This window comes from Butyrivibrio sp. VCB2001, assembly GCF_000423965.1.
Taxonomy (GTDB): Bacteria; Bacillota; Clostridia; order Lachnospirales; family Lachnospiraceae; genus Butyrivibrio.
This window is the reverse complement of record NZ_AUIZ01000001.1, coordinates 324,730-350,804: the sequence shown is the minus strand read 5'-3', so window position 1 is coordinate 350,804 and position 26,075 is coordinate 324,730. Positions and strand designations below refer to the sequence as shown.

The 26,075-nt window shown below is 43.2% G+C and carries 24 protein-coding genes; 22 read left to right on the top strand and 2 right to left on the bottom strand.

Going from position 1 to position 26,075, the window contains the following annotated elements:
- Window positions 1-36: 36 nt before the first annotated feature.
- Both G589_RS0101530 and rho read left to right on the top strand, forming a co-directional pair.
- Window positions 37-1,386 (top strand): NCS2 family permease, encoded by a 1,350-nt coding sequence (locus G589_RS0101530; RefSeq protein WP_330366622.1) that lies wholly within the window; start codon window positions 37-39, stop codon window positions 1,384-1,386.
- A gap of 238 nt (window positions 1,387-1,624) precedes the next feature.
- Window positions 1,625-3,043 (top strand): transcription termination factor Rho, encoded by a 1,419-nt coding sequence (gene rho / locus G589_RS0101525; protein WP_026520829.1) that lies wholly within the window; start codon window positions 1,625-1,627, stop codon window positions 3,041-3,043.
- A 55-nt stretch (window positions 3,044-3,098) separates the two neighbouring features.
- Here rho and G589_RS0101520 read toward each other — a convergent pair whose 3' ends face one another.
- Window positions 3,099-3,980: a PilZ domain-containing protein gene (locus G589_RS0101520; protein ID WP_026520828.1), complete on the bottom strand. Its 882-nt coding sequence runs from the start codon at window positions 3,978-3,980 to the stop codon at window positions 3,099-3,101.
- Between the two features lie 76 nt (window positions 3,981-4,056).
- Between G589_RS0101520 and G589_RS0101515 the strand changes: the two genes are divergently transcribed.
- The 7 genes from G589_RS0101515 to G589_RS0101480 all read left to right on the top strand — a co-directional run bounded on the left by G589_RS0101515 (window position 4,057) and on the right by G589_RS0101480 (window position 12,317).
- Window positions 4,057-4,758: a YggS family pyridoxal phosphate-dependent enzyme gene (locus G589_RS0101515; protein WP_026520827.1), complete on the top strand. Its 702-nt coding sequence runs from the start codon at window positions 4,057-4,059 to the stop codon at window positions 4,756-4,758.
- A 91-nt stretch (window positions 4,759-4,849) separates the two neighbouring features.
- Window positions 4,850-5,122, top strand: coding sequence for a hypothetical protein (locus tag G589_RS0101510; RefSeq protein WP_022768799.1), 273 nt, complete (start codon window positions 4,850-4,852; stop codon window positions 5,120-5,122).
- A gap of 34 nt (window positions 5,123-5,156) precedes the next feature.
- Window positions 5,157-6,308, top strand: a complete 1,152-nt coding sequence (locus G589_RS0101505; RefSeq protein ID WP_026520826.1) for a GGDEF domain-containing protein — start codon at window positions 5,157-5,159, stop codon at window positions 6,306-6,308.
- 163 nt (window positions 6,309-6,471) lie between these two features.
- Window positions 6,472-9,156, top strand: coding sequence for a right-handed parallel beta-helix repeat-containing protein (locus G589_RS18495; protein ID WP_081668892.1), 2,685 nt, complete (start codon window positions 6,472-6,474; stop codon window positions 9,154-9,156).
- Window positions 9,157-9,186: 30 nt separating this feature from the next.
- Complete coding sequence (locus tag G589_RS0101490) at window positions 9,187-10,464, top strand: hypothetical protein (RefSeq protein ID WP_026520825.1); 1,278 nt, start codon at window positions 9,187-9,189, stop codon at window positions 10,462-10,464.
- Complete coding sequence (locus G589_RS0101485; protein ID WP_026520824.1) at window positions 10,465-11,130, top strand: DUF6320 domain-containing protein; 666 nt, start codon at window positions 10,465-10,467, stop codon at window positions 11,128-11,130.
- Window positions 11,127-12,317 (top strand): pectin acetylesterase-family hydrolase, encoded by a 1,191-nt coding sequence (locus G589_RS0101480; protein WP_026520823.1) that lies wholly within the window; start codon window positions 11,127-11,129, stop codon window positions 12,315-12,317. The genes G589_RS0101485 and G589_RS0101480 overlap by 4 nt, the downstream gene beginning before the upstream one ends.
- Here the strand turns inward: G589_RS0101480 and G589_RS21790 are convergent.
- On the bottom strand, window positions 12,314-12,484 hold the full coding sequence (locus G589_RS21790; RefSeq protein WP_022768789.1) for a hypothetical protein: 171 nt from the start codon (window positions 12,482-12,484) through the stop codon (window positions 12,314-12,316). The genes G589_RS0101480 and G589_RS21790 overlap by 4 nt on opposite strands.
- A 138-nt stretch (window positions 12,485-12,622) precedes the next feature.
- Here G589_RS21790 and G589_RS0101470 point away from each other — a divergent pair, with 138 nt between their 5' ends.
- From G589_RS0101470 to G589_RS0101410, 13 genes are all read left to right on the top strand, one after another.
- The gene (locus G589_RS0101470; RefSeq protein WP_026520822.1) at window positions 12,623-13,732 is read left to right on the top strand and encodes a hypothetical protein; all 1,110 of its coding nucleotides are present in this window, start codon (window positions 12,623-12,625) and stop codon (window positions 13,730-13,732) included.
- Between the two features lie 72 nt (window positions 13,733-13,804).
- The gene (locus G589_RS0101465; protein ID WP_022768786.1) at window positions 13,805-14,113 is read left to right on the top strand and encodes a hypothetical protein; all 309 of its coding nucleotides are present in this window, start codon (window positions 13,805-13,807) and stop codon (window positions 14,111-14,113) included.
- Between the two features lie 428 nt (window positions 14,114-14,541).
- On the top strand, window positions 14,542-15,123 hold the full coding sequence (locus tag G589_RS0101460) for a glycerol-3-phosphate responsive antiterminator (RefSeq protein ID WP_026512511.1): 582 nt from the start codon (window positions 14,542-14,544) through the stop codon (window positions 15,121-15,123).
- 66 nt (window positions 15,124-15,189) lie between these two features.
- On the top strand, window positions 15,190-16,692 hold the full coding sequence (gene glpK, locus G589_RS0101455) for a glycerol kinase GlpK (protein WP_022768783.1): 1,503 nt from the start codon (window positions 15,190-15,192) through the stop codon (window positions 16,690-16,692).
- Window positions 16,693-16,745: 53 nt separating this feature from the next.
- Entirely contained in the window at window positions 16,746-17,468 is a 723-nt protein-coding gene (locus tag G589_RS0101450; protein WP_022768782.1) for an MIP/aquaporin family protein, read from the top strand.
- A 186-nt stretch (window positions 17,469-17,654) separates the two neighbouring features.
- Window positions 17,655-19,103, top strand: a complete 1,449-nt coding sequence (locus tag G589_RS0101445; protein WP_026520821.1) for an NAD(P)/FAD-dependent oxidoreductase — start codon at window positions 17,655-17,657, stop codon at window positions 19,101-19,103.
- Entirely contained in the window at window positions 19,100-20,368 is a 1,269-nt protein-coding gene (locus G589_RS0101440) for an NAD(P)/FAD-dependent oxidoreductase (protein ID WP_022768779.1), read from the top strand. The genes G589_RS0101445 and G589_RS0101440 overlap by 4 nt, the downstream gene beginning before the upstream one ends.
- Before the next feature lie 5 nt (window positions 20,369-20,373).
- Window positions 20,374-20,739, top strand: a complete 366-nt coding sequence (locus tag G589_RS0101435; RefSeq protein ID WP_026520820.1) for a DUF1667 domain-containing protein — start codon at window positions 20,374-20,376, stop codon at window positions 20,737-20,739.
- 122 nt (window positions 20,740-20,861) lie between these two features.
- Window positions 20,862-21,245, top strand: coding sequence for a GntR family transcriptional regulator (locus G589_RS0101430; RefSeq protein ID WP_022768777.1), 384 nt, complete (start codon window positions 20,862-20,864; stop codon window positions 21,243-21,245).
- Window positions 21,238-22,143, top strand: coding sequence for an ABC transporter ATP-binding protein (locus G589_RS0101425; protein ID WP_026520819.1), 906 nt, complete (start codon window positions 21,238-21,240; stop codon window positions 22,141-22,143). Before G589_RS0101430 ends, G589_RS0101425 begins: the two co-directional genes overlap by 8 nt.
- Window positions 22,115-24,268, top strand: coding sequence for a DUF6449 domain-containing protein (locus G589_RS0101420; protein ID WP_026520818.1), 2,154 nt, complete (start codon window positions 22,115-22,117; stop codon window positions 24,266-24,268). The genes G589_RS0101425 and G589_RS0101420 overlap by 29 nt, the downstream gene beginning before the upstream one ends.
- A complete protein-coding gene (locus G589_RS0101415; protein ID WP_081668891.1) occupies window positions 24,246-25,145 on the top strand; it encodes a carbohydrate ABC transporter permease in 900 nt (299 codons plus the stop codon). Before G589_RS0101420 ends, G589_RS0101415 begins: the two co-directional genes overlap by 23 nt.
- Complete coding sequence (locus tag G589_RS0101410; protein ID WP_051192110.1) at window positions 25,145-26,074, top strand: carbohydrate ABC transporter permease; 930 nt, start codon at window positions 25,145-25,147, stop codon at window positions 26,072-26,074. Before G589_RS0101415 ends, G589_RS0101410 begins: the two co-directional genes overlap by 1 nt.
- Window position 26,075 lies beyond the last annotated feature (1 nt).

Here is a 26,075-nt window from a genome sequence, read left to right as displayed (position 1 = left end):
AATAACTTTCACAAGAGGAGAAAAGAGGAGAAACGTATGTTGGAGAAGTTATTCAAACTAAAGGAGCATGATACTACCGTCAAAAAGGAGATCATTGCCGGTGCTACCACGTTCCTGACCATGGCCTACATTCTTGCTGTTAACCCTAACATTTTGGGAACAGTTATGAATGCTAACGGTGTCTTTGTAGCAACAGCCCTTGCGTCTGCAATTGCTACATTCATTATGGCATTTCTTGCCAATTACCCTATCGGTCTTTCTGCAGGACTTGGACTGAACGCGTATTTCGCATATACAGTATGTCTTGGAGAACTTGCGGCTGAGGAAGATCCTTTCAGAATCGCACTTACAGCGGTATTTGTAGAAGGTATTCTCTTTATTGTACTTTCATTCTTCAAGTTCCGTGAGCAGATCATCAACAGTATTCCACAGAACCTTAAGTATGGTATTTCAGCCGGAATCGGTCTGTTCATTGCTTTCATCGGAATGCAGAATGCCCGTATCATCGTTGCTAACGATGCAACAGTAGTAGGCCTCGGAAGCTTCTCAGACCTTGATATGGTCCTTGCACTTATCGGACTTATTGTTATTGCAATTCTTGTTTACTACAACATAACCGGTGGTGTTCTTATCGGAATCATCGCTATCTGGATCGTAGGCATGATCCTTCAGGCAGCCGGTATCTACACAGGCGCTAATGTATTCCCAGATTTCTCAAACGGCCTTCAGCTTGGAGCAATCAAGGATACAGCATTTAAGCTTAACTTTGGATGGGCAGCAAGCCATCTTATTCAGTTCCTGGCAATCACATTCAGCTTCCTCTATGTTGACCTCTTTGATACAGTAGGAACAGTAGTAGGTGTTGCTGATAAGGCAGGACTTCTTGACAAAGACGGAAACCTTCCTAGAGTTGGTAAGGTATTCCTTGCAGATGCTGTTGGTACAACAGCAGGTTCACTCCTTGGTACATCAACAATCACAAGCTTTGTTGAGTCAAGTGCCGGTGTAGCAGCAGGCGGAAGAACAGGTCTTACAGCTCTTACAACAGGTGTACTTTTCCTTGTATCACTTGTACTTAGCCCTATCTTCCTTGCAATCCCTTCATTTGCAACAGCTCCTGCACTTATCTATGTAGGAATGCTTATGCTCATGAGTGCTGCTAAGATCAAGTTTGACGGTGACATCGCTGATTCAGTTGGTGCTTACCTTGCAATCGTTATGATGCCTCTTGCATACTCAATCGCTACAGGTATCATGTTCGCAGTTATTGCATGGGTAATTCTTAAGGTTTGCACTAAGAAAGCTAAGGACGTTAGCCCTGTTATGTGGTGCGTATTTGTTCTGTTTGTTCTTAGAATTGCAGCTCTGGTAACAAACTTCCAGTAATCTGTATTTGGTTTTAACAAGGCCCGCTGTGCGAAGCAGCGGGCCTTTTTTTATTTTTTCATAAAAGGTGTTGATTTTTTTCTCAAGATGATGTATTTTATCTTATGAATTTCAGATTTATTAGCAATTCTTTAAACAAACGCATTTTGATGCAGTCGTTTACAAATCCCAGTGACTAGTAATTGTAATGACAAGATATATGTAATAAATGGCGCGTATACGCAGAAATGGAGTTATTTTGAGAGAAAAATATGAGACATTAAAACTCGGTGACCTTCGTGATATTGCGAAGAAGCGTGGAATCAAGGGCGCATCCGGAATGAAGAAGTCTGAGATAATTGATCTTATGTGCGAACTTGATGAGAAGGAAGCAGCTAAGGCAGCTCCTGCCAAGAAGGCTGAGAAGACTGAAAATGATCAGCCGAAGGAGAAGGCACCTCAGCACAAGAAAAAGATAGTTGTAACAACAGGCAAGACCAGTGCATCTAGTGAGGAACCTGCCAAGGAAGAAGAGCAGCCTCAGGAGGTTGAGGATGGCGACAGCGCAGACGGAATCCTCGAGGTAATGCAGGATGGATACGGTTTCATCAGATGCGAGAATTACCTTCCGGGTGAAAACGACGTTTACGTTGCACCAAGCCTTATAAGGAAATTTAATCTTAAGACAGGAGATATCTTAAAGGGTATCTGCAGAGCCAAGAAAGAGAACGATAAGTTCGCAGCTCTTCTTCGTCTTGATACAGTAAACGGCTACAAGCCTGAAGTTGCTATGGGCAGATGGGATTTCGAGAAGATGACTCCTATATTCCCTAATGTCAAGATTCCTCTTGAGCAGCCCGGATGCAGCGTAGCCATGAGAATCATGGATCTTATCAGCCCCATCGGTAAGGGACAGAGAGGTATGATCGTATCACCTCCTAAGGCCGGTAAGACAACACTTCTTAAGGATGTTGCCAAGTCAATCTTAAAGAGCAGCAGAGACATTCATCTCATTATCCTTCTTATCGATGAGAGACCTGAGGAAGTTACAGATATCAAGGAGTCTATCGAGGGACCTAACGCAGAGGTTATCTACTCAACCTTCGATGAGCTTCCTGAGCACCACAAGAGAGTAGCAGAGATGGTTATGGAGAGAGCCAAGAGACTTGTTGAGCACGGCAAGGATGTGGTTATCCTTCTTGATTCCATCACAAGACTTACAAGAGCTTACAACATCGTAGTTCCACCTTCAGGAAGAACTCTTTCCGGTGGTCTTGATCCTGCAGCTCTTCATATGCCTAAGAGATTTTTTGGTGCAGCCAGAAACATGAGAGAGGGCGGAAGCCTTACAATCCTTGCAACAGCTCTTATTGAGACAGGCTCCAAGATGGACGACGTTATCTACGAGGAGTTCAAGGGTACAGGTAACATGGAAATGGTTCTCGACAGAAAGCTTCAGGAAAAGAGAATCTTCCCTGCCATCAATATTCCTAAGTCCAGCACAAGAAGAGAGGATCTTCTTCTTACACAGGAAGAGCTCACAGCTATCAACAGCCTTAGAAAAGGGTTTAATAGCATGAAGGCTGATGAGGCAGTAGATCAGTGCATCAACCTCTTCTCCAAGACTCGCAACAATGTTGAGTTTGTTAGAATGGTTGAGAAGCAGATGAGATTCTGATAGCAAAAAAATAAGCCCCGGGTCGTAAGACTCAGGGCTTTTTTTATTTATGTATTTAGATGTCTCTAAGGTCTAAGAGATTCTCTATATCTTTGGCCTGCTTAGCCAGTCTCTCTTCCTGTTTGGCCTGACGCAGTGTCTTATCGGTTATGTGCTCAAGATTCTTTGGATCAAAGGGATTTGTGCCACCGGATGATATTGTGAGAGTATTTGGTCTCTCCGGGATAAGCTCTTTTGCAATATCCTCGTCAACTTCCTTGATCTGCTGTTTCTCGGAGATCTCAGGATTGAGGTTGGTCTCGGGTACATTATCAAGCACAGGATGACCTTCGCTCTTCTTGGACACCAAGAGACCTATAAGATCCACATTCAGATTTGAAATGCTGCAGCCGACAGCTCTTTTACCTCCAATCTCGAAGTTCCTTACTACCTTGGTGGAGATTTCATAGTTGTGGAGAGTATCGCCGTATCTGAACATTACGTCTATATTGTCGCCAATCTTAAGAATGGTGGAATCATCAACAAGAATAGAAATTCCTCGCATTGAGATATCGTGTACAATGCAGTTCTTAAGGTCCATATTGTTGCCGTTTATTGAGATAAGACCCAGCTTATCAATATAGAACCTCTCAGCCTTTCTGGAGTTCTCAGGCTCCAATTTGGAAGAACTCTTTATGAGGTGGAAGTTACCGTATCTGGTCTTTACCGGAGTAATGGTGGTGGACATGAATTTGTAAACACGTCCGTCGCGCTTATTCCTGATCTCTACGCTTGATGGCTCCAGAAACTGCATGTATTTTCCAAAGTATTCCATGGGCTTGACCAAAAGTCCTGCAGCCACGCCAAAAATAGCCTCAGTCATAAGAACTATGCTGTGTCCGTTGATGGCTGCGTGGATCTTTACTTCTGAACCATTGGAAATTTCACTGACTTTCATTGGAACAACCCCCATTACATGAATCTAAGATTATGATATACTGAACAGAGTAAAAAATCTAGCATTAGGAGCGATTATGATCAAAGAGAATCTTGAATTAGTCGAGAAAAATATAGTATCTGCCTGCGAAAAGGCCGGCAGAGACAGGAGCGAAGTGACACTGATCGCTGTAAGCAAGACCAAGCCCGTAAGTGACATAAGACAGGCAATGGACTGCGGTATTACAGTTTTTGGCGAGAATAAGGTCCAGGAGATAAAGGACAAGACAGAGGAGATAAAAGAGCCGCTTTCATGGCATATGATAGGCCATCTTCAGGCCAACAAGGTAAAATATCTTCCCGGCAGAGTGTGCATGATCCACTCAGTTGACAATGTTAAGCTGGCTGCCGAGATCGAGAAACAGTTTGCAAAGACCGATGAGGTAATTGATGTTCTTATCGAAGTAAACATGGCACAGGAGGAGAGCAAGTTCGGCTTATCTGCAGAGGAAGTGCCTGATTTTGTAAAAGAGATAGCGCAATACCCTCACCTTAACATAAGAGGCCTTATGACAATAGCACCATACACTGAGGATGCTGAGAGCAACAGAGTATATTTTAAAGGCCTTAGAGAGTTAAAGGACAGAATTAACGAAATGAATATCCCCGGTGTAAATATGGATACTCTTTCAATGGGAATGACAGGAGACTACCAGGTGGCAATCGAGGAAGGTGCCACATTTGTCAGGGTTGGAACAGGAATTTTCGGAGAGAGGGACTATACACATATTATTAAATAAATATAAACGAATTTACACTAAAAAAGCCAGATAGTATAATAAATTTGTATACGTTTTGGCTTTTTGTTTGCAGTTAATCAGGAAGGCATCTATGCTCAGAACAGTTCCTTTATCTAAGGCATTATCAATTGATCAATTGAATCATCTGATAGATACAGGGCATGTTTTTGTCACTCCTTTTGGACTAAACAGGACCTGTTATATTGTTGTGAATCATAAGCCGTTTATGGTTATCGCGACCGACATATCAATCAGGGGCGTCCAGCTCTCGGGCTCATGGTATACATGGGAAGAAGTTGAAGCTATGGGCGGAGTATACGACTCTGAATTTGAAGCTCTTAAGGCAATTGCCGGAGGAGCCTGATAAATACTACTACGTCTTTTCTGGAGGCATAATTTTGGACTACATATTTTATTATATAGAGGCACATCTGGCCTGTTTTTTCATTCTTGCTCTGATCTACTATAAGATCTTAAAGGCAGTTAATAAACAGGCATCTTCTATCTATATGGCCAGACTTATCGGAATACTGATGCTTTACTTTTTAGCGGAGATATTCTGGGTGCTGGTTGATGGACGGGTCATAAAATATTCGATAACACTGACATATTTGTCCAATGTTTTCACTTACATTTTAATAACGATGGTAACATACAACTGGTTTATTGTCTCCGAGTCGCTTCAGGGAGACGGTATTGTAGAGGACAGGAAAAAGAGGCGGCTTGTTTTTATACCTGTTATTATCTCTGCAGTTCTTTGCATAACAGCATTTTGGACAGGTCTTCTTTATTATGTCGATGATAGTGGAACACTGGTAAACGGACGATTTTATGTGATCTTGGTCATCATTCCTTTTGGATATATGATCGCTTCATCCATAAAAGCTTTTTCCAGATTTGCCAATAAGGATAAATATGCCGAGAGAGGAATTTATCTGATGATAGGTATCTTCCCCTTTGCTCCTATTGTATGCGGAATTCTTCAGGCTTATTTCTGGAGAGTGCCTTTCCTTTGCTATGGTGCGGTAGTTGCAGTGCTTTATGTATATACAACTATCCAGGACAATATGATTTCCATTGATCCGCTGACTCAGACCAATAACAGAAATCAGATGTATAAATTCCTGATCAAGAAAATGAGAAATGAAGAGAGCGGAATGAGTCTGTTCCTTCTCATGGTTGATGTGGATAAGCTCAGAACTATAAATGACGCCTTTGGACACACTGAGGGTGACAGAGCACTCATCAGAGTTGCTAGTGCTATTAAGGATGCCTGTCAGGGACCGAGGGGAAGAATGTTTGTGTCCAGATACGGCGGAGATGAATTTGTGATCGTGGCTGAGATGGCTTATAGGGCAGAAGCTACATATCTTGCGGAGCAGATAAAGAACAATATCAGAAGATTATCTGATATTGAAGGAGCACCCTATGATGTAAGCGTAAGCATAGGAATAGCTCAGTATGACTACAAAGCTCCTGTTTCACTCCAGGCCTTTATTGCCAGGGCTGATTCTGATCTGTATCAGAACAAAAAGATAAATAATGCTTAAAATAAAGAGCTTATCAGACTTATTATTACTCCTGTAAGAATAAATGCTGCAAGTATTGAAATGGCATAGATGAATTTCATGCGTCCCATAGGTCTTCTCCTTAGATGGTTATGTTAAAACGTGATATACTTATAATAGTATATCAGATTGGAGGGGCATAGGTATGCAGATTTATGTATCCGGCAGTGTACTTAGAAGCGGTGACGGTTCCATTGATCATCCTTTCAAAACAATACAGGAGGCCGCACAGGCAGCAAAAGCGGGAGATACTGTATTTGTGGCTCCCGGCATATACAGAGAATGGGTAAAACCTGCAAACTCAGGAACTGAGAATGACAGGATACAATATATCAGCACGTCACGTGGGGAAGCGATCATCACCGGCGCAGAGCGCCTTTCGGGGTGGGAGAGCTTTGAGAACGTATGGCGTGTCAGGATTCCAAACAGCTTCTTTGGGGATTACAATCCCTATATCGATGAAGTCAGAGGGGACTGGTTCTTCCCTTCTGAACACAATCCACACACAGGCGATTTATATTTAGACGGAAAGTCTATGTACGAGGTCTTTGACCTCTCTCTTTGCATGCACCCACATAAGGATAAGAGGTCCTGGGATCCCGATTTTTCAACTTATGTATGGTTTACAGCCCAGGAGGACGGTAATACCGTAATCTACGCCAATTTCCAGGGAAAAGACCCGAATGAAGAAAATGTAGAGCTCTCTGTCAGGAAGGCATGCTTCTATCCGGAAAAGACAGGTATAAACTATATAACACTCTGCGGATTTACCGTAAGATGTGCTGCCACCCAGTGGGCTCCGCCGACTGCTTATCAGGAAGGTATGGTAGGTCCTCACTGGTCCAAGGGATGGATCATCGAGGACTGCGAGATCTATGAATCAAAGTGCAGCGGAATATCTCTTGGCAAGTACTTCCAGAGAGGCAATAACAACAAGTGGTCCACTACCTTTGTAAAGATCGGAAGCCAGACTGAGAGAGATTGCATATGTCAGGCTGTAAATGAAGGATGGGATAAAGAGAGTGTCGGCTCGCATATCGTTAGACGCTGCGATATCCATGACTGTGGTCAGACAGGTATTGTAGGACATCTTGGCGGTGTTTTCAGTATCATTGAGGATAACCATATCCATCATATTAACAATAAGCATAATCTCGCAGGCGCTGAGATAGGCGGTATCAAGCTTCATGCGGCCATTGATACCATAATAAGACGCAATCACATTGACCACTGCACCAGAGGAGTCTGGCTAGACTGGCAGGCCCAGGGCACAAGGGTCACTCAGAACTTTATGCATGACAACGTTCCTCCGGAAGGGGCTATCATTGATAACAGCCTCTCACTGGGAGAAGATATATTTGTTGAGGTTTCACACGGCCCTACACTTGTAGATCACAACCTTCTTCTGTCACAGATTTCATGCAGACTGAGCACACAGGGTCTAGCGTTTATACACAACCTGATCGCAGGTTCATTTACCTATGTCGGACAGGGAACCGATGACGGAACCAGAAAGATGACCACATCCAGGTTTACACCATACCATGTTCCTCACTCTACGAAGATTGCAGGCTTTATGACAATCCAGCACGGAGATGCAAGGTTCTACAACAATATCTTTATTCAGCAAAAGGTCAGACAGGATCTTTTGGATTTTTGTATTTCAGAAAACAGCGATACCATGGACCAGCACAACTTTATCTGCGGAACCTGCCCGTACAATAAGTTCCCGACGGCATCAGAGTATTTTGCAAAATTTACTAAGATACCGGAATGGGAAGTGGGAAATGATATCTACTATTCATATCTTCCGGTCTATACCGGAGGCAATGCCTACTACAACGGTGCAAGGCCCTGCGATGGCGAGCTTGCTGCCCATGTTGATAAGGATCACAAGATCAGCTTGTACCTTGATGAGGAAGATGGAAGATATACTCTCCACACCAATCTCTACGAGTATCTGCCAAGATCCTTTACTATGCCAATGAACACTGAGGCTCTGGGAATAGCTTTTGAGCCCGAGCAGAGATTTGAGAATCCCGATGGCAGTGCCATTATGTTTGATATGGATTACTTCGGAAGAAAACGCGGAAGATTCCCTGTTGCAGGACCTTTTGAGGAGTGCAATACCGACAGATTTACCGTTCAGACATCAGGCTTTGGTCCATACAGGATCAAACACGCCGAAAGGCCCAGGATCGAAGGCAAAAAAGATGAATTTGAAGATGTCAGAGAGGATGAGGAACTGAGGGAAGACGTAGAGCCTTCCGTTTCTGTAGAAGAGCCGGAGACTGATAAGGAGAGGGAAGATATACCTGAGCCCGAGTCCTTTGTCGAGGAGATCAATTCCAATATTATGCTCACAGGGTGCGATGGCGCCGGGATCTCTTTTCCCTTCGAAGGAAGTCTGTTCCAGGTAAGAGATATGTTTGTTAAGGGCAACGAAGTCTGGCTGTACGACGGCGTAAATGATAAGCTGGTAGAGCTTGACTGTGAGTACGGAATTTATCATACTTTAAAGAAGTGGTCTGTGGGATCCCTGCAGTCCATCGATGTATCGGATGACCCTAACTGTGAGGGCTTTGTTCGCACGGCAGGAACACTCCTTTGCATCCTTAATAAGAGCATGGCTCATGACCCTGCAGATACCTGCGCTACAATTCAGGACAAGGTCAATTCCGGAATCGAGAGTAAGGGCATCAAAATGCGATTTACCCCTAAGTATCTGAAGTTCATCAGGAACAAGAAGTTCATATCCCTCGAGGATGTTATCTACAGGATGAGCAAGGGCAACATGGATATAGTCACAGAGAGACTTGAAAAACTCTGATCAGAATAAAGAAAAAGGTAATTTACGTTTATGGAGAGAAGAGCAAACTGGTATAAGCTCGACAATGCTGCGAAGATTGTACCTTCAACCGCAAAGGGCGCTAATACCAGAGTATTCAGACTTACATGCGAGCTGAAGGAGGAGGTTAATCCCGAGATCCTTCAGCAGGCGCTGGATGATACTATAGAGGAATTTCCGTTCTTTAACTGCGTTCTTCACAGGGGAATTTTCTGGTATTATCTCGAGGACAGCAATTTGATGGCCAAGGTGGAACAGGAGCATACTCCTGCCTGCCTTCCTCTTTACATTCCCGGTAAAAAGAATCTTTTATACAGGGTCAACTACTTTAACAAGAGGATAAATCTTGAGATGTTCCATGTACTGGCAGACGGTACCGGAGCTTTCATGTTTTTCAAAAACCTTGTTACAAGGTACCTCCAGATAAGACACAATCTCAGCGAGGATATAAAGCCCTCTGATGATTTTTCTGTTGAAGAGAAGAATGTGGATGCCTTTACGGACAACTATTCCAAGCAAAAAGGACTAAAGCAGCTTGGAGAGATGAGAGCCGTTAAGGCTTATCAGGTAACCGGAGAAGTGGATGACAATCTTTTGCCACATCTTCTTGAGGGCACTGTATCAGCGTCCAAGTTCCTCGATCTTGCCCACAAGTATGAATCAACAGTAGGCGTTTTGTGTGTTGCGCTGTACATAAAGGCCGTAATACAGGGCATGAACAGACATCAGAGGAGAAGACATATCGTAGTCAGCGTGCCTGTTAACCTGCGTCAGTTCTATAAGAGCGGAACAGCAAGAAACTTCTTTGGCGTCATCAATATTGACTATGATCCGAAGAGCTATGACGGTGAGCTAAAGAGCATAATAGAGCCTGTTGCCAAGGACTTTAAGGAGAAGCTCTCATCAGAAAATATAGAAAAGACCATGAATTCTTACTCATCTCTGGAGCACAACCTGGCGATCAAGATGGTTCCTCTTCCGATCAAGGACTTCACCATCGGAAGATTTGACAGAGCAGCCAAGAGAGGTGTTACAACATCAATGTCTAATCTGGGACAGATCAAGATGCCTCCGGAAGTTGCCGATTATATCGACAGATTCAGCGCCTTTATGACTGCTTCGTCTCAGCAGGTGTGTGTATGTACCTTCAAGGACAAGATGGTATTTGGTGAGGTTTCACCCTTCAAGACTCATAAGACCATGCTTAATTTCTTCAGATGCCTCTCTGAAGAGGGAATTGAAATTGAGCTTGGAACCAATGATTACGATATGTACGAGGAAAAAGAGTAAATGCAGATTTGTCAGAAATGTAATGTGAAAATAAGAGGCAGAAAGGAATGCTGCCCTCTGTGCCAGGGAAGACTTAAGGAAGTGGAGGGAGAGGAGAATCCTTCATTTCCGGTCCTGGAAAAGAGAAAGATCAGTAATATCACTTTTCTTAAGATGTGTACCTTTTTGTTTATAGCATCAGAGATAATCTTTGGGGCAATCAATATAATGACAAAAGGAGAGTTCTCTTTTATAGGCCCTGTTATGTTGGGGCTTCTTGTTGCCTGGATTGATGTCATTGCAACCATGTACCTCAGGAATAACCTTATCAAGGTCATAACTTTTGAGGTTGTCGTAGCAATTGTAGTTGATCTCTATATCGATATTAAGACCGGATTCCATGGCTGGAGCGTCAATTGGATGATCCCAATGACACTGATAGGACTTGCCATCGCAACCAATATCATTGCCTGGGTACTTAAACTTCGCCTTGATGAGTATATTCTGTACATTGTCCTTGATTTTGTGATGGCACTTGTTCAGATCATTTTTATAAGAAACGGCATGAATACTTTCCCATGGCCGGCAGTAGCAAGCATTATCACTTATATGATACTGATCGCCGCCCTGGTGATTTTTAGATTCAGAGATCTTAAAAACGCATCGGAGAAGATGTTTAATATATGAGCATCAAGAACAGACTTAATAAAAACAACATCAAAAGAGGTCTTGTATTTGCCTCAAGAGCCGGAGACTTTGTAGAGAATTCCATAAGCAGAGCTATTGAGAATTCCGGAAGAAAAGCAGAGGATCTTCCAAAGGACCCCGAAAAGATGACATGGTACAGAGTACCGCTTGAAAAGGGACTTTCAGGGGATGGGTCAGAGTATTACATCTATGTAAAGCTGGCTGATCCCGATAAGCTGTGCGTGTTTTTTTCGGGTGGAGGAGTGGCATGGAATGAATATACTGCTGCAAGACCTGTTACAGGCGGAAAAGTGGCAGCAAGACAGCCAAACTTTTACTGGAACAATCTAAGGCCTTTTACCCAGCTTATGAATATAAATGTCGGTATCACCGATATTAAGAACGAGGCCAACCCTTTCAGGGACTGGAGCTTTGTTGTCATAACCTATGCAACTGGAGACTTCCACATCGGTAACCACGACTATCCATATAAGGCAGAGGATGGAAGCGATGAGATACTCCATTTCCATGGCTATGTGAATTTCCTTGAGAGCATGAAGGTGGCAAAAGAGCTTTTTCCTGCGCCCACGCACCTTCTTATAGCCGGCAATTCCGCCGGTGCTTTTGCTGTGCCTGCCCTTGCAGGAGAAGTAGTGGATAACTATTATCCGAACGCAAGAAACATCACACTCTTTTCCGACAGCGGACAGCTCCTTTACAAGAAATGGCGCTCTACAGCCAAAAATATATGGCAGGCAAAAGAGAGCTTCTGGAAGCCTATACATGGTGACAATATCACTCTGGAATGGTATAAGGATCTCTACAGTAAATACGGTGATAGATTCACTCTTTTGTATTCGAGCTCAATACATGACTATCTTCTGAGTGCTTATTATAACGACATAATAAACAAGAAGTATGAGACGGATGCTGATGTGCAGAAGGAATACTATGATCAGCTCTGCATAATGATTCGTCAGTTAAAAGAGATTACACCTCATTTTGGGATTTTCTTAAATGAATGGAAAATCCCGCTCATTACCATGGGCGGGACTGTACATTGCAGTGTGAGAGAACCTCATTTTACGCTGTTTACTCAAAACGGGATCTCTATGGCTGACTGGCTTAAAGATGCAGTTGAAGGAAAAGTCTATGATGTGGGACTTGACCTTCTGAAAAACTCTTAATCAATAAAGCATTTCTCGATAAGAGCTTCATACTCCTCACGAAGAGATTCAGGAATATCATATTCATCAAGAGCCTCTGTAACTGACCAGTGCTCATTAATCATCGAACGAAGAATGTTGCGGATGACACTAAGATCAAGCGCTTCCAATGTCGCAGCTGTTGTCATATCTCTACCTCCTCACAATACTTTTACATAACACTTTAACTACCATATATTGTAGTATAAAATATTCTATATACAAGTATTGACATTTAGATTTGAGTTACTTTTGTAAAATATGCACAGAAACTTGAGGGGACTTTCATGCATATAACTACAATTGCACTTATAACCTCAATTATTGGGCTTATCAGCTCGTTTTTTCTGGTGGGGATAATTCCGTCACTGGTGTCATTTATTATGGGCATAAGACTGATCATTGAGGAAAAGTCCATAGATATTGCGAGGATCCTGGCGATTTCCACTGCGGGAATTCTGCTTCCAGTTGTCATGTATCTGAACACCTTTGGTCTGCATCTCCCGACACGGGATGATAGTGGCAGGAATTTTTATCAGCAGATAATGATCAACAATTATTCAAATCTTGCCAAAGGCCTGGGGATCATTAAGGAAGAGGATACAGCTCTTGTAGAAGAAAACATAAGTGATAATGCCGGCGAAGAGATGACCTATTACACAAATACTCCCAAGACTCACAGCGAAGAGGCGGCAAACAGCGCCGGTGCTTTGGCATCTTCTGAGAAACTTCCGGAGATATTTGAAAGTCTTGACAGTATTGCTCCTGCAGAAAGGAATAAAGGAGGAATAATCTCCATTGCACCATCTGATGATGACATGCCATCCTACGGCGGACTTCCGGTGGGTACCCTTATAATAGCCCAGTATTTCAGGGAGGATGATCACAATGCCAATCCGATCCTGGTTTTGCAGAACAAGACCGGAGGTATGTGCAGATATGAGTGTATCTTTACAGCCAGAGACAAGGATGGAAACGAGATGGCAATCTCTGAGAAGACCGTGGAGGTTGTAAGGGAAGGAAGTGTCTTTGTATTCGAGGGAAGATTTGATAAAAAGGATCTTGGCGGAAGCATTCCCGATGCCTTTGAGTTCTCTATATCAAAGCGTGACCCTTATGAAAAAGACATGTCTACAAATGTGGCAGTCTATACAGCGGTAGAGGGCAACTCTGCAATTCTTACAGCAGAGAATAAGTCTGACAAAAAGGTCAAGGTGGATGCTTATGTGCTTTTCTTTGACGGAAAAGAGCTTGTGGACTGCATGTGGATGATCCCTCAGAACACAGATGAAGTGTGCCTTGAGCCCGGAAGTGCTGCTTCCATTAAGGGTGATGCCTATTACAGGTTTGACCATGTGGAGACGTTTTATACAGCTTATGAGGCTGTAGGAGAATAAAGGATTTAAATATACTACTCGTTATATTATAATAAACATAGATATTATTACGAAGACCATCAGGAGGAGACTATGGCACAGGAAAGAGAAGATCTGATACACTCACTGGCGAAATCAATGGGAGTGGGGGATGCCCAGAAAGCGAAGTATACTTCCAATAAGTTCAACACTGAGACAGGCGCAATGTATGCCAATGGCCATGCGATTCCAAGGGGAACCATAGAGCAGGCTAAGGTATATTTTACAAACCAGTACAGAAAGATTGCAGAAAAAGATGACGAGGGAGCCAAGGAAATGGCTATGCTCTATGAAGTGGCTGTTGAAGCCATAAATATGATGGTTGAAAACACTAATGCACCGGCTGACAGACCTCAGGTTTAATACCTGAGGTTTTTATTTTGTCTGTCAATATTTCTGACAATTGTGTCAATTATTGATGTTTATGCGCATTTTGTCAACTAAATGCTTTAATGCTTTAAAGCGTGTTGTGCATAATTTATACTTTTTGTATTGTATTATGCCGAAAATTGTACAATATATTTGTTAAATAGTACAAAAAATAAAAAAAGTATAAATAGGGCTATTGCAATTTGCACAAATAAGAGATATGATGATTTTGTCGTAAAGAACTGACCGACAGTCGATTCGAAGAGTTTTGATTTTTGGTATTGTTTGAAACGGTGACAGAATGAACGAGACATCCTGGTGTACATTAAAATTTATAGAGAGCCTTGAGAAAAGAGTAAGGGTTAAATGAGGGGGAACCTCATTTTACTTTGTTTGCTCTTTTTTTATTTATCAAAATAGATATGAAAAACCGAGAATTTATTAACAAAATAGAGTCCAACCCTATCATCGCGGCAGTTAAAGATGATGAGGGCCTTGAGGTGGCTCTGACAGAAGACATTGAGATCATATTTGTTTTGTATGGAGACATATGCAGTATTCCGACCATTGTCGACAAGATCAAGAAGGCCGGTAAGGTCGCAATGGTACATGTGGATCTGATAACAGGACTTAATAACTCCAAGGACGTATGCCTTGACTTTATTAAGAACAACACCAAAGCAGATGGGATCATCACCACAAAGAGCAATCTCATCCAGCATGCAAGAGAACTTGAGCTAAATACAGTGCTGAGATACTTTATACTGGATTCTCTGGCACTGCAGAACATAGAAAAGCAGGCAAGAAGCCCCGGAATAAAACCTGATATTATCGAGTTTTTACCGGGCATAGTTCTTCCGAAGATGATAAAGCGGATCAACAAGGTCAGCAGAGTTCCGATTATAGCCGGGGGGTTAATAGCGGACAAGGAAGATGTGATGAACGCACTGGATGCCGGGGCACTTGCAATTTCCACAACCAATCATGATGTGTGGGAGCTTTAAAGAGAAGTTAAAGCGAAGGGGCTTTAATAATATTATTTCTTTCACAAGAAAAAGGAGGGTTAAGTAATGGCAAAGTACGTTATGGCGCTGGATGCAGGTACAACAAGTAACAGATGTATCCTGTTCAACGAGAAGGGTGAGATGTGCTCTGTTGCTCAGAAGGAATTCACACAGTATTATCCTCAGCCCGGTTGGGTAGAGCATGATGCTAATGAAATCTGGCAGACACAGCTTTCAGTTGCTCGCGAGGCTATGGCTAAGGTTGGGGCAACCTACACAGACATCGCAGCAATCGGTATCACAAACCAGCGTGAAACAACAATTGTTTGGGAAAGAGCTACAGGTAAGCCTGTATATCATGCTATCGTATGGCAGTGCCGTAGAACAGCTGATATGAAGCAGGAACTTATGGACAAGTATCCCGGAATCGACAATGCAGCTTACAACAAGACAGGTCTTGTATTCGATCCTTATTTCTCAGGAACAAAGCTTCGTTGGATCCTTAACAACGTAGAAGGTGTTCGTGAGAAGGCTGAAAAGGGTGAGCTGTGCTTCGGTACTGTTGATTCCTGGCTTATCTTCAAACTTACAAAGGGTAAAGTACACGCTACTGATTACTCAAACGCATCAAGAACAATGATGTTCAACATCAACACTGTTGACTGGGATAAAGAACTTTGCGACCAGCTCGAAGTTCCTATGAGCATGCTTCCAAAGGCACTTCCTTCCAGCAGCACAGAGTATGGTGAGTCAGATCCTGAGTTCTTCGGCGGACCTATCAAGATCGCCGGTGTAGCAGGTGACCAGCAGGCAGCTCTGTTCGGACAGACCTGCTTCGAGTCAGGAATGGCTAAGAACACATACGGAACAGGATGCTTCATGCTGATGAACATCGGTACAAAGCCTCAGTTCCCTAACAACGGACTTCTTACAACTATCGCTTGGGGTCTCGACGGAAAGGTTGAGTACGCTCTCGAGGGTTCAATCTTCGTAGCAGGCGCAGCTATCCAGTGGCTTCGTGATGAGGTTAAGCTCGTTGATACATCACCTGATTCTGAGTACTTCGCAACTCAGGTTCCTGATACAAACGGATGCTACGTAGTTCCTGCATTTACAGGACTTGGTGCTCCTTATTGGGATCCTTACGCACGTGGAGCTATCACAGGACTTACACGTGGTGTTAACAAGAAACATATTATTCGTGCAACTCTTGAGTCACTTGCTCTTCAGACCAACGACGTTCTCGGAGCAATGGAAGAGGGTTCAGGAATCAAGCTTGCAGCTCTTAAGGTTGACGGTGGTGCCTGCAAGAATAACTTCCTTATGCAGTTCCAGTCAGATATCATCAATGCTCCTGTACATCGTCCTGTATGTGTTGAGACAACAGCTATGGGCGCATCTTACCTGGCAGGTCTTGCAGTTGGCTTCTGGTCAAGCAAGGAAGATGTTATCAAGAACTGGGCTATCGACAGAGAGTTTGAGCCTTCAATGACAGAAGAGGCTCGTGCTGAGAAGCTTAAAGGCTGGAAGCAGGCTGTTAAAGCAACTCTTGGATGGGCTAAGGGCTGATACATATTAACTTAAGTGAGGAAAAAAATCACATATAAAAGGGGGTATTTATTATGAGCATTTATTTAGGCGAGTTTATCGGAACACTTATTCTGGTACTCCTCGGAGATGGCGTTTGCTGTAACGTATCACTTGAGAAGTCAGGATTCAAGGGCGGCGGAGCTGTTCACATCCTTATCGGATGGGGAATGGCAGTTATGGTTCCGGCATTTGCAATGAGCAACTTCACAGGATGCCCTTCAGCATTCAACCCTGCAGTTACAATCGGTATCGCTATCAGAAGCGGTGACTGGTCAACAGTTGCAGGACAGATCATTGCTCAGATGCTCGGTGGTTTCTGCGGCGCAGCTATCCTTATGGTTCTCTACGGAGATCACATCAAGGCTACAGCTAATGATGATGTTGTTCGCGGATGCTTCTGCACAGCACCTTCAATCCCTAACCAGGTTCTGAACTTCCTTTCAGAGTTCTGCGCTACATTCATCCTTGTATTCACACTGGCTCTGATCCCTGCTGGCTCAGACCGCACTGTATGGGTTCTCGTATACGGCGTAATCGTTGCATGCGGTGCTTCCTTCGGTGGACTTACAGGATACGCTATGAACGCAGCAAGAGATACAGCTCCTCGTATTGCTTATCAGCTCCTTGCTCCTAACTTCGGCAAGAAGAACGGCAACTGGGGTTATGGCTGGATCCCTGCAGTAGCTCCTATCTGCGGCGGTATCGTTGCATCTCTTCTTTACAACGTTCTTGCAGGCGCTGGAATGTTTGGCTGATTTAAATGCTAATCGAATAGGATTTGTGCTTGCACAAAGACCGAATAGTAGTATCATAGTATTAACTTTATATTGAACGGGAGGCGAGAGTGAGCACATATACTGTGGGGAACACAGTTTGCTTTCTCTCGCCTTTTTCAAGTTTAGGGTGTATCCCATGCCCAATGAAAAAAGGAGATTATTATGTTGTACGATGTGATCGTAATCGGAGCCGGTGTTACCGGGTCTGCAGTCGCAAGAGAGCTGTCCCGTTATGAGACAAATGTCTGCGTACTGGAGAAATGCGAAGATGTTTGTGAGGGAACATCAAAAGCCAATTCCGCTATCGTTCATGCCGGATTTGATGCAGCTGAAGGCTCGCTTATGGCCAAGCTCAATGTCAGAGGCAATGAAATGATGGGTGATCTTGCAAAAGACCTTGATATTCCGTTTAAGAGAAACGGAGCAATGGTCGTATGTATCCACAAGGAAGCTCTTGATGGACTTAAGGACCTCTATAACAGAGGTATTGCCAACGGAGTTAAGGAACTTAAGATCCTTAACAGAGAGGAAGCTCTTGAGATGGAGCCAAACCTTTCTGAGAACGTTGAGGGAGCACTCTGGGCTCCTACAAGCGGAATCATCTGTCCTTTCGAGCTCAATATTGCTATGGCAGAGAATGCCAACATGAATGGCGTTGATTTCCGTTTCAATACAGAAGTTGAAGATATTAAAAAAGGTGAAGACGGCAATTGGCACTTAAGGACTAACAACGGTGAGTATGTAGCAAGATACGTTGTTAATGCTGCAGGTGTATATGCTGATACAATACATAATATGGTAAGTGCAGACAAGATCCATATTACACCTAGAAGAGGAGACTACTGTCTTCTTGATAAGACTGTTGGCGGACATGTTAAACACACGATCTTCCCTCAGCCTACAAATCTTGGTAAGGGCGTTCTTGTTTCACCCACAATCCATGGCAACCTTATTGTTGGACCTACAGCTGTGGATATTGAGAACAAGGAAGGCAACAACACAACAGCAGCCGGCATCGATGATCTTATAGCTAAGGCCGGTGATCATGTAAGAAATCTTCCTATCAGAAATGTCATCACATCCTTTGCAGGACTTCGTGCCCACGAATCACATCACGAGTTCATCATCAAGGAAGTTGACGATGCACCACACTTTATCGACTGCGCAGGCATTGAGTCTCCCGGACTTACAAGCAGCCCTGCTATCGGCGAGATGGTCGGCAACATGATGAAGGATATGATGGGACTTAAGGAGAAGGCTAACTGGATCAGCACTCGTAAGGGTGTTAAGAAGACCGATGGCCTCTCAGTAGAAGAGAGAAATGCTCTTATTAAAGAGAATCCCGCATACGGTACCATCATCTGCAGATGCGAATCTATCACAGAGGGTGAGATCCTTGATGCGATCCACAGACCACTTGGCGCAAGAAGCCTTGATGGCGTAAAGCGCAGAACAAGAGCAGGCATGGGAAGATGCCAGGCAGGTTTCTGCTCACCGAGAACAATGGAAATCCTTCACCGCGAACTTGGTATTCCTTATGAGAAGATTACAAAGAGCGGAGGAAAGTCAAACATTGTCCTTGAGAGAACAAAAGGGGAGGTAAGCGGGTCATGAAGACATATGATATCGTAATAGTAGGCGGCGGCCCTGCTGGCCTCGCAGCAGCTGTAGCAGCCAAGGAAGCCGGCAATGACAGCATCCTTATTCTCGAGAGAGACCATGAACTTGGTGGAATCTTAAATCAGTGCATCCACAACGGATTCGGACTCCATACCTTTAAGGAAGAGCTCACAGGTCCCGAGTATGCATATCGTTTTATTAAGCAGGTTCTTGACCTTGGTATTGAATACAAGCTAAATACCATGGTTATGGACATCGCAGCAGACAAGACTGTAACAGCCATGAACAGAGAAGATGGAATGTTCCAGATTCCTGCTAAGGCAGTTATCCTTGCAATGGGCTGCAGAGAAAGGCCTCGTGGAGCCCTGAACATTCCGGGATATCGTCCTGCAGGTATTTTCTCAGCAGGTACTGCACAGAGACTTGTAAATATTGAAGGCTACATGCCCGGTCGTGAGGTTGTAATCCTCGGATCCGGTGATATCGGACTTATCATGGCCCGCAGAATGACCTTCGAAGGCGCTAAGGTTAAGGTTGTAGCTGAGCTTATGCCTTACTCAGGCGGACTTAAGAGAAACATTGTTCAGTGTCTTGATGACTACGGAATTCCTCTTAAGCTCTCACATACCGTTGTTGATATCGAAGGAAAAGACCATGTAACAGCCGTTACGATCGCTGAGGTTGGACCTGACAGAAAGCCTATCCCCGGAACAGAAGAGAGATATACATGTGATACACTCCTTCTTTCCTGCGGTCTTATTCCTGAGAATGAGCTCTCAAGATCAGCCGGCGTAACAATGAACCCTGTAACATCAGGACCTGTTGTTAACGAGTCTCTTGAGACCAACATCCCCGGTGTATTTGCCTGCGGTAACGTTCTTCATGTACATGACCTTGTTGACTATGTATCTGAAGAAGCTAAGAGAGCCGGACAGAATGCTGTTAAGTACATCGCTGACGGATGCAAGGAAGCTGAGGGTGCAAATGTTATTGAGCTGTGTGCAACAGACGGCGCAAGATACACAGTACCAAGCACCATCAACAAAGACAGAATGGATGACCTTCTCACAGTAAGATTCAGAGTAGGTGATGTTTATAAGAATTCCTTCGTAAGTGTATACTTCGATGATGAGAGAGTAATGCACAACGAAAAGAGAATCCTGGCACCCGGTGAGATGGAGCAGATCATTCTTCAGAAAAAGAAACTCGATGAGTATCCAAATCTTAAGAAGATAACTGTAAAGATAGAAAAGGAGTAAGGCTTATGGAAACCAGAGAATTAACATGTATCGGATGTCCTATGGGGTGCCTTGTTACAGTTACTTTGGATAATGGAGAAGTTAAAGAGGTAACAGGTAACACATGTGCCAAGGGCGATATTTACGCCAGAAAAGAAGTGGTCAATCCCACAAGAATTGTTACCAGCACTGTTAAGATCGTAGGCGGTGACAAGGAGAGAGTTTCTGTTAAGACTGCAAACGACATTCCAAAGAGCAAGATCTTTGAGGTAATGAAAGACATTGATGCTGCAGAGGCTCAGGCTCCTGCCCACATCGGTGATGTTCTTATCAAAGATGTTGCCGGAACAGGCGTTGATGTAGTTGCTACAAGAAATGTAGAAGCAATTTAAAAAAAGCTATTGCAACTTTTATGTGATAGGAATAGAATACAAGGTGTACTAGTTCAGATAGTACACCTTGTATTTTTTTGTGCAGAGCACTTGTCGGGGATAAGCAAAACGTGGAGGTTACCATGAATTTGATCGACTACCAGGATAGCAGGCCTATCTACGAACAAATTGTTGAAAACTTCAAAATGCAGATCTACAAAGGAATCCTTCAGGAGGGTGACCAGATGCCCTCAGTAAGAAACCTTGCTGTGGAGCTTTCCACCAATCCCAACACGGTCCAGAAAGCCTATGCTGAGCTGGAGAGACAGGGATTTATCTATACAGTGAAGGGCAGGGGTAACTTTGTCAAAGGAGGGGACATTCTTTTAGAAGGCAAGAAGTCTGAATTGGTTAAAGAGATAGTTGAGCTCTTTACAGAAGCCCATGAGATAGGGCTTTCACTGGATGAGCTTGTTGAGGAGATAAAAAAGCATTTGGATAAGCTTGGGGAGGGTAAGCATGATTGAATTACTGAATCTTGAAAAATCATTTGACGACATAAAAGCTGTCAATCGTGTTTCACTAAACATCTTAGACGGCGAGGTTTTTGGACTGGTCGGAACCAACGGAGCTGGAAAGAGTACGATACTCAGGATCATATCGGGAGTCATAAAGCCTGATGAAGGAATTGTGCTGGTGGATAAGAGACCTGTTTACGATAACCCTGAGGTTAAGAGAGATGTCTTTTACATATCAGACGATCAGTACTTTCTTCCGAATTCAACGCCCGAAGAGATGGCAGTATATTACGAGAATATATACAAGAGCTTTGACAAGCTGAGATTTTACAAGCTCTGCAACGGCTTTGGGCTGGATGTAAAGAGAAGGATAAACACTTTCTCAAAGGGTATGAAGAAACAGGTTTCAATTCTTCTTGGAATCTGTGCGGGTACAAAATATCTTTTGTGCGATGAGACCTTTGACGGTCTTGATCCGGTTGTAAGGCAGGGAGTTAAGAGTCTTTTTGCAGGAGAGATGGCTGACAGAGGACTTACACCGGTTATCGCTTCTCACAACTTAAGAGAGCTTGAAGATATCTGCGATCACATAGGTCTTCTTCACCAGGGCGGAGTGATCCTCTCGGAAGATATTGAGGATATGAAGATCAAGATGCAGAAGGTACAGTGTGTATTTGCTTCGGAGGAAGATGAAAAGAAAGCACTTGAAGGCCTCAATGTTCTTCTTCATGAGACCAGGGGAAGACTTCACACCATCACAATAAGAGGTGAGAGAGAAGAGATAGAGAGGGCCTTTGGCAGAGGCAATCCAATCTTTTTTGAAGTTTTGGCACTTTCATTGGAAGAGATCTTTATCAGTGAAACGGAGGTAGTTGGGTATGACATCCGCAAATTTGTCCTTGGGTGAGAAACTTAAGAATCACAGAACATATTTAAACAGGACCCTTTGGTCCGGATATATAGCGCTTCCTTTTTTGGCAGCATATTTTATTCTTGGCGTTATCATGATGATCTCAAGGACCATCAATTATGCAGCAAGATATAACCAGAGTGATGCTGTGCTGTATCAGGAGAAGCTAAGAGCAGTTTCAAGAGTACTCGGCGTTGAACAGTTTGGATTTGTTATTGTAATCGGTATCGCTGCTATGTTTGCTCTTCAGGGCTTTTCATATGTCTTTGATACCAGCAAGCTGGACTTTTACTTAAGCCAGCCTACTACCAAGGCACAGAGGATTGCCAAGAATTATTTCAATGCGATCACATCATTCCTGATCATGTATGTAGGATGTGAAGTTATTGCGCTTATTATTGCAGCATGCATGGGAGCAGTAGGCAGGTACCTGTATCTGTCGGTTCTTATTGAGACCATAAGAGCATTTAACCTGTTCTTTGCTTTTTACAATATAACAGTTCTGGCAGTGATATTAAGCGGAAGCCTTCCGATTGCAATCCTGCTGACCGGATGCTTTGCTTTTATATCAATACTTTTTGCAGGAGAGCTTTACTTCTTTAACAGCATGTTTTTTGCTACTTACAGCTCGATGCAGCCATTTAAAGCATGGTTTTCTCCTTTATATGACAGATTTGGAATTTATATCTCTCTTGTTGAAGAACAACAATCATCATATGCGCTTATAAGTCATGAGTATATAAGCGGTGTTATTGCAAGGATACTTCCTAAAGAGATCGACACCCTTGTAACCGGACTTATTGCATTTGTTTTTGCTCTTATCTTTGCAAAAATGAGACAGGCAGAGTGGGCCGGAAAGGGTATTGTTATAAGGCCCTTCAGATGGCTTGTCAAGATCGTGGTATGTGTTGCAGCAGGCCTTGGAGTGGGATACATCGTATATCTTGTATATGAGAGCGTATGGTCACAGAGACTCTTTGCTCAGATGTGCCTGATCATGGCTCTGACTACAATTGTTACCGGATGCATTGCTGAAGTAATCCTTGAGGGAAATATCAGGAGAGTATTTAAGGGCAAGTGCCAGACTATTATGGCTTTGGCAATAGTACTTTTGATATTCACTATCTACAGAGGAGACCTTCTTGGGTTTGACAGCTATGTACCTGCTGCTGACAAGATTGAGAGCTGCGCTATCGCAAACAATGCAAGGGCATTTAATCTTTACAGTGTATTGGCTAACGGCAGTATTTATGATGAAGAACTGATGACCATAACCAATACGGAAGATTTCGTAAAGATTGCATCCGCCGGAATGGAAAACAGAAAGCTTCAGAAGAAGAATTACGATGATAATATTTACGATTCCATGGGCTATGAGCTTGAAATCCTTTATAGATTAAAGAACGGCAGGAAAGTTTACAGATACATTACCGTTCCTTATGACACAGTAAACGAGGAACTGGCCAGGATAGTGGACAGTGAGGAATTTAAGAGAGGATATTTTGATATTTTTAACGATGAAATCGTAAGAGAGCTTGATGTTCCTTCTCTCCATAATCTTGTATACGATTCTATGGGCGCATCAGAGAGCACCAAGAATTTCTCTTATGAAGAGTTTAGTGAAGCTTATAGAAAAGACATTCTGGACAACTACAGTTTTGAATACGCAAGTAAGAACATGCCTATAGGATGCGTGAACTATGAAGGCAACAGCGAGAATTACGTATACGGAAGCATGGATGTGTTTGAGACTTATACCAATACAATAGCTTACCTTAAAAAGCTTGGCATTTATATCGACTATAAGATTGATGCCTCAGATGTAAGAGAGATCAAGGTTAACAACTACTACCCGGGATATGACCTGGAAACCGAATCGATCAACGACCCGGATCCAAACGTTGAGACTTCTCACGCGACCTATACGGATCCTGAGCAGATAAAAGAGCTTTTGGAGGCATCGGTGTACAACAATACATATAATCCTTGGTTTGACTACCGCCTGTTTAATGATCAGTATTCGGTTGAAATACTAAGAGACGGTAATTACCAGTATTCGAGCTTGTATTGCTCAATTCTAAAAGGGAAGGTTCCACAGTTTGTTAAAGAAGATACCAACTAAATTTAAAAGCCTTTCCGCAAACAGGAAAAGAAGACTGGTTTCATGGGCATTCTTGTTGCCATCCCTGCTTGGAGTACTTCTGTTTTTTGTAGCTCCCTTCATAGTGGTCATCTTTTATTCGGTGATTGATAACCCTATAAGGATGAACTTTGTGGGACTTAAGAACTACGTCAATGTATGGAACAATGCAGCATTTAGACAGGCAGGACTGAACACGTTGCAGTTTTCTGTAGTGGCAGTGCCTCTAGCAGTTGTGTTATCACTGTTTTTGGCGGCGGTGATGGAATCAAGAATACCGGGAAAGAGCTATTTCAGAACGAGCTTCTTAAGCCCTCTTATGGTTCCTATCGCATCGGTAGTACTTATCTGGCAGGTGCTGTTTAACTATAACGGACTGGTCAATGATTTCCTCGGGAAATTCGGAATACCCAAGACAGATTTCCTTAAGTCGGACAAAGCTATGTACGTTATCTTAGCTCTTTTCCTGTGGAAGAATCTTGGATATAACATGATACTGTTTATGGCAGCTCTGGCCAGTATCCCCAAGGACCTGTTGGAGGTGGCGGCCTTGGAGCATGCCAATAAATACCAGATTTTCTGGTATATAAAGGTGAGATACATGTCCTCCACAATCTTATTTGTGGCCATCATGTCCCTTATTAATTCATTTAAAGTGTTCAGGGAAGTATATCTTATGACGGGAGACCACCCTTACGAAACGCTATATATGCTTCAGCATTTCATGAATAATACCTTCGCATCGCTGGATTATCAGAAGCTCTCGGCTGCAGCGATCATAATGTTTATTGTGGTATCAGCCCTGGTCTTTGTGATGCTAAAGGTAGAAAACTTGTATGGAAGGGATGTTGAAGGCTGATGAGACAGCTGTCGTCAAGGCCACTACTTAGAGCCTATAAACGAAAAAAGAGAATAAATGATCTTAAAACAGTTATTGTAACTACGGCTGCAATAGTTTTTGCTATCATTTTTCTGATGCCAATCATACTCACTGTTACAAACTCCTTTATGTCGGCATCGGAGATAGCTTCAAACTATGGAAGTATATTTGCGACTACTGAAAAGGGCGGGAAAGTATTTGTGTCAAACAAAGTAAACCTAAAGCTCATACCCGACATGATAACCTTTGCGCAGTACATTTCGGTCCTTTTCAAGAGTCCACAGTATCTTTTAAAGTTTTGGAATTCAGTGTTCTACACACTTCCCATTGTAGTAGTGCAGCTGGCTATTGCAGCGCTTTCTGCCTACGGCTTTTCAAGGTACGACTCAAAGGCTAAAAGAGCGATATTTTTTGCTTATATCATTATCATGCTCATGCCTTATCAGGTCACACTGGTACCAAACTTTCTGGTATCAAAATCTTTGGGGCTTTACGGCACCAAATGGGCTATACTGCTTCCGGGATTTTTTAGTCCCTTTGCTGTTTACCTTCTTACGAAGTTCATGAGAAGGATACCTACAGAAGTTATGGAGGCAGCAAGAGTTGACGGTGCAGGCGAGTGGATGATCTTTTCAAGGATATGCCTTCCGCTATGCAAGGGAGGTCTTGCATCCATAGCCATTCTGATATTTTTTGATTATTGGAATATGGTGGAACAGCCACTGGTTCTTTTACCGGATTCGGATATGCATCCGCTCTCGGTATTTCTGTCCAGGATAAACACAGGGGAGATAAGCCTGGCCTTTGCAGTGGCGGTTATATATCTCATTCCGCCGCTTCTGATATTTTTATACGGAGAAGATTATCTGGTAGAGGGAATTTCTTACCAGGGAGGAATCAAAGGTTAAT

Coding starts and splice junctions, on each gene's coding strand:
- G589_RS0101530 (WP_330366622.1), top strand. CDS start 37: ATGTTGGAGAAGTTATTCAAACTAAAGGAGCATGATACTACCGTCAAA.
- G589_RS0101520 (WP_026520828.1), bottom strand. CDS start 3,980: ATGAAAGTCAGTGAAATTTCCAATGGTTCAGAAGTAAAGATCCACGCA.
- G589_RS0101515 (WP_026520827.1), top strand. CDS start 4,057: ATGATCAAAGAGAATCTTGAATTAGTCGAGAAAAATATAGTATCTGCC.
- G589_RS0101510 (WP_022768799.1), top strand. CDS start 4,850: ATGCTCAGAACAGTTCCTTTATCTAAGGCATTATCAATTGATCAATTG.
- G589_RS18495 (WP_081668892.1), top strand. CDS start 6,472: ATGCAGATTTATGTATCCGGCAGTGTACTTAGAAGCGGTGACGGTTCC.
- G589_RS0101490 (WP_026520825.1), top strand. CDS start 9,187: ATGGAGAGAAGAGCAAACTGGTATAAGCTCGACAATGCTGCGAAGATT.
- G589_RS0101485 (WP_026520824.1), top strand. CDS start 10,465: ATGCAGATTTGTCAGAAATGTAATGTGAAAATAAGAGGCAGAAAGGAA.
- G589_RS0101480 (WP_026520823.1), top strand. CDS start 11,127: ATGAGCATCAAGAACAGACTTAATAAAAACAACATCAAAAGAGGTCTT.
- G589_RS21790 (WP_022768789.1), bottom strand. CDS start 12,484: ATGACAACAGCTGCGACATTGGAAGCGCTTGATCTTAGTGTCATCCGC.
- G589_RS0101470 (WP_026520822.1), top strand. CDS start 12,623: ATGCATATAACTACAATTGCACTTATAACCTCAATTATTGGGCTTATC.
- G589_RS0101465 (WP_022768786.1), top strand. CDS start 13,805: ATGGCACAGGAAAGAGAAGATCTGATACACTCACTGGCGAAATCAATG.
- G589_RS0101460 (WP_026512511.1), top strand. CDS start 14,542: ATGAAAAACCGAGAATTTATTAACAAAATAGAGTCCAACCCTATCATC.
- glpK (WP_022768783.1), top strand. CDS start 15,190: ATGGCAAAGTACGTTATGGCGCTGGATGCAGGTACAACAAGTAACAGA.
- G589_RS0101450 (WP_022768782.1), top strand. CDS start 16,746: ATGAGCATTTATTTAGGCGAGTTTATCGGAACACTTATTCTGGTACTC.
- G589_RS0101440 (WP_022768779.1), top strand. CDS start 19,100: ATGAAGACATATGATATCGTAATAGTAGGCGGCGGCCCTGCTGGCCTC.
- G589_RS0101435 (WP_026520820.1), top strand. CDS start 20,374: ATGGAAACCAGAGAATTAACATGTATCGGATGTCCTATGGGGTGCCTT.
- G589_RS0101430 (WP_022768777.1), top strand. CDS start 20,862: ATGAATTTGATCGACTACCAGGATAGCAGGCCTATCTACGAACAAATT.
- G589_RS0101425 (WP_026520819.1), top strand. CDS start 21,238: ATGATTGAATTACTGAATCTTGAAAAATCATTTGACGACATAAAAGCT.
- G589_RS0101420 (WP_026520818.1), top strand. CDS start 22,115: ATGACATCCGCAAATTTGTCCTTGGGTGAGAAACTTAAGAATCACAGA.
- G589_RS0101410 (WP_051192110.1), top strand. CDS start 25,145: ATGAGACAGCTGTCGTCAAGGCCACTACTTAGAGCCTATAAACGAAAA.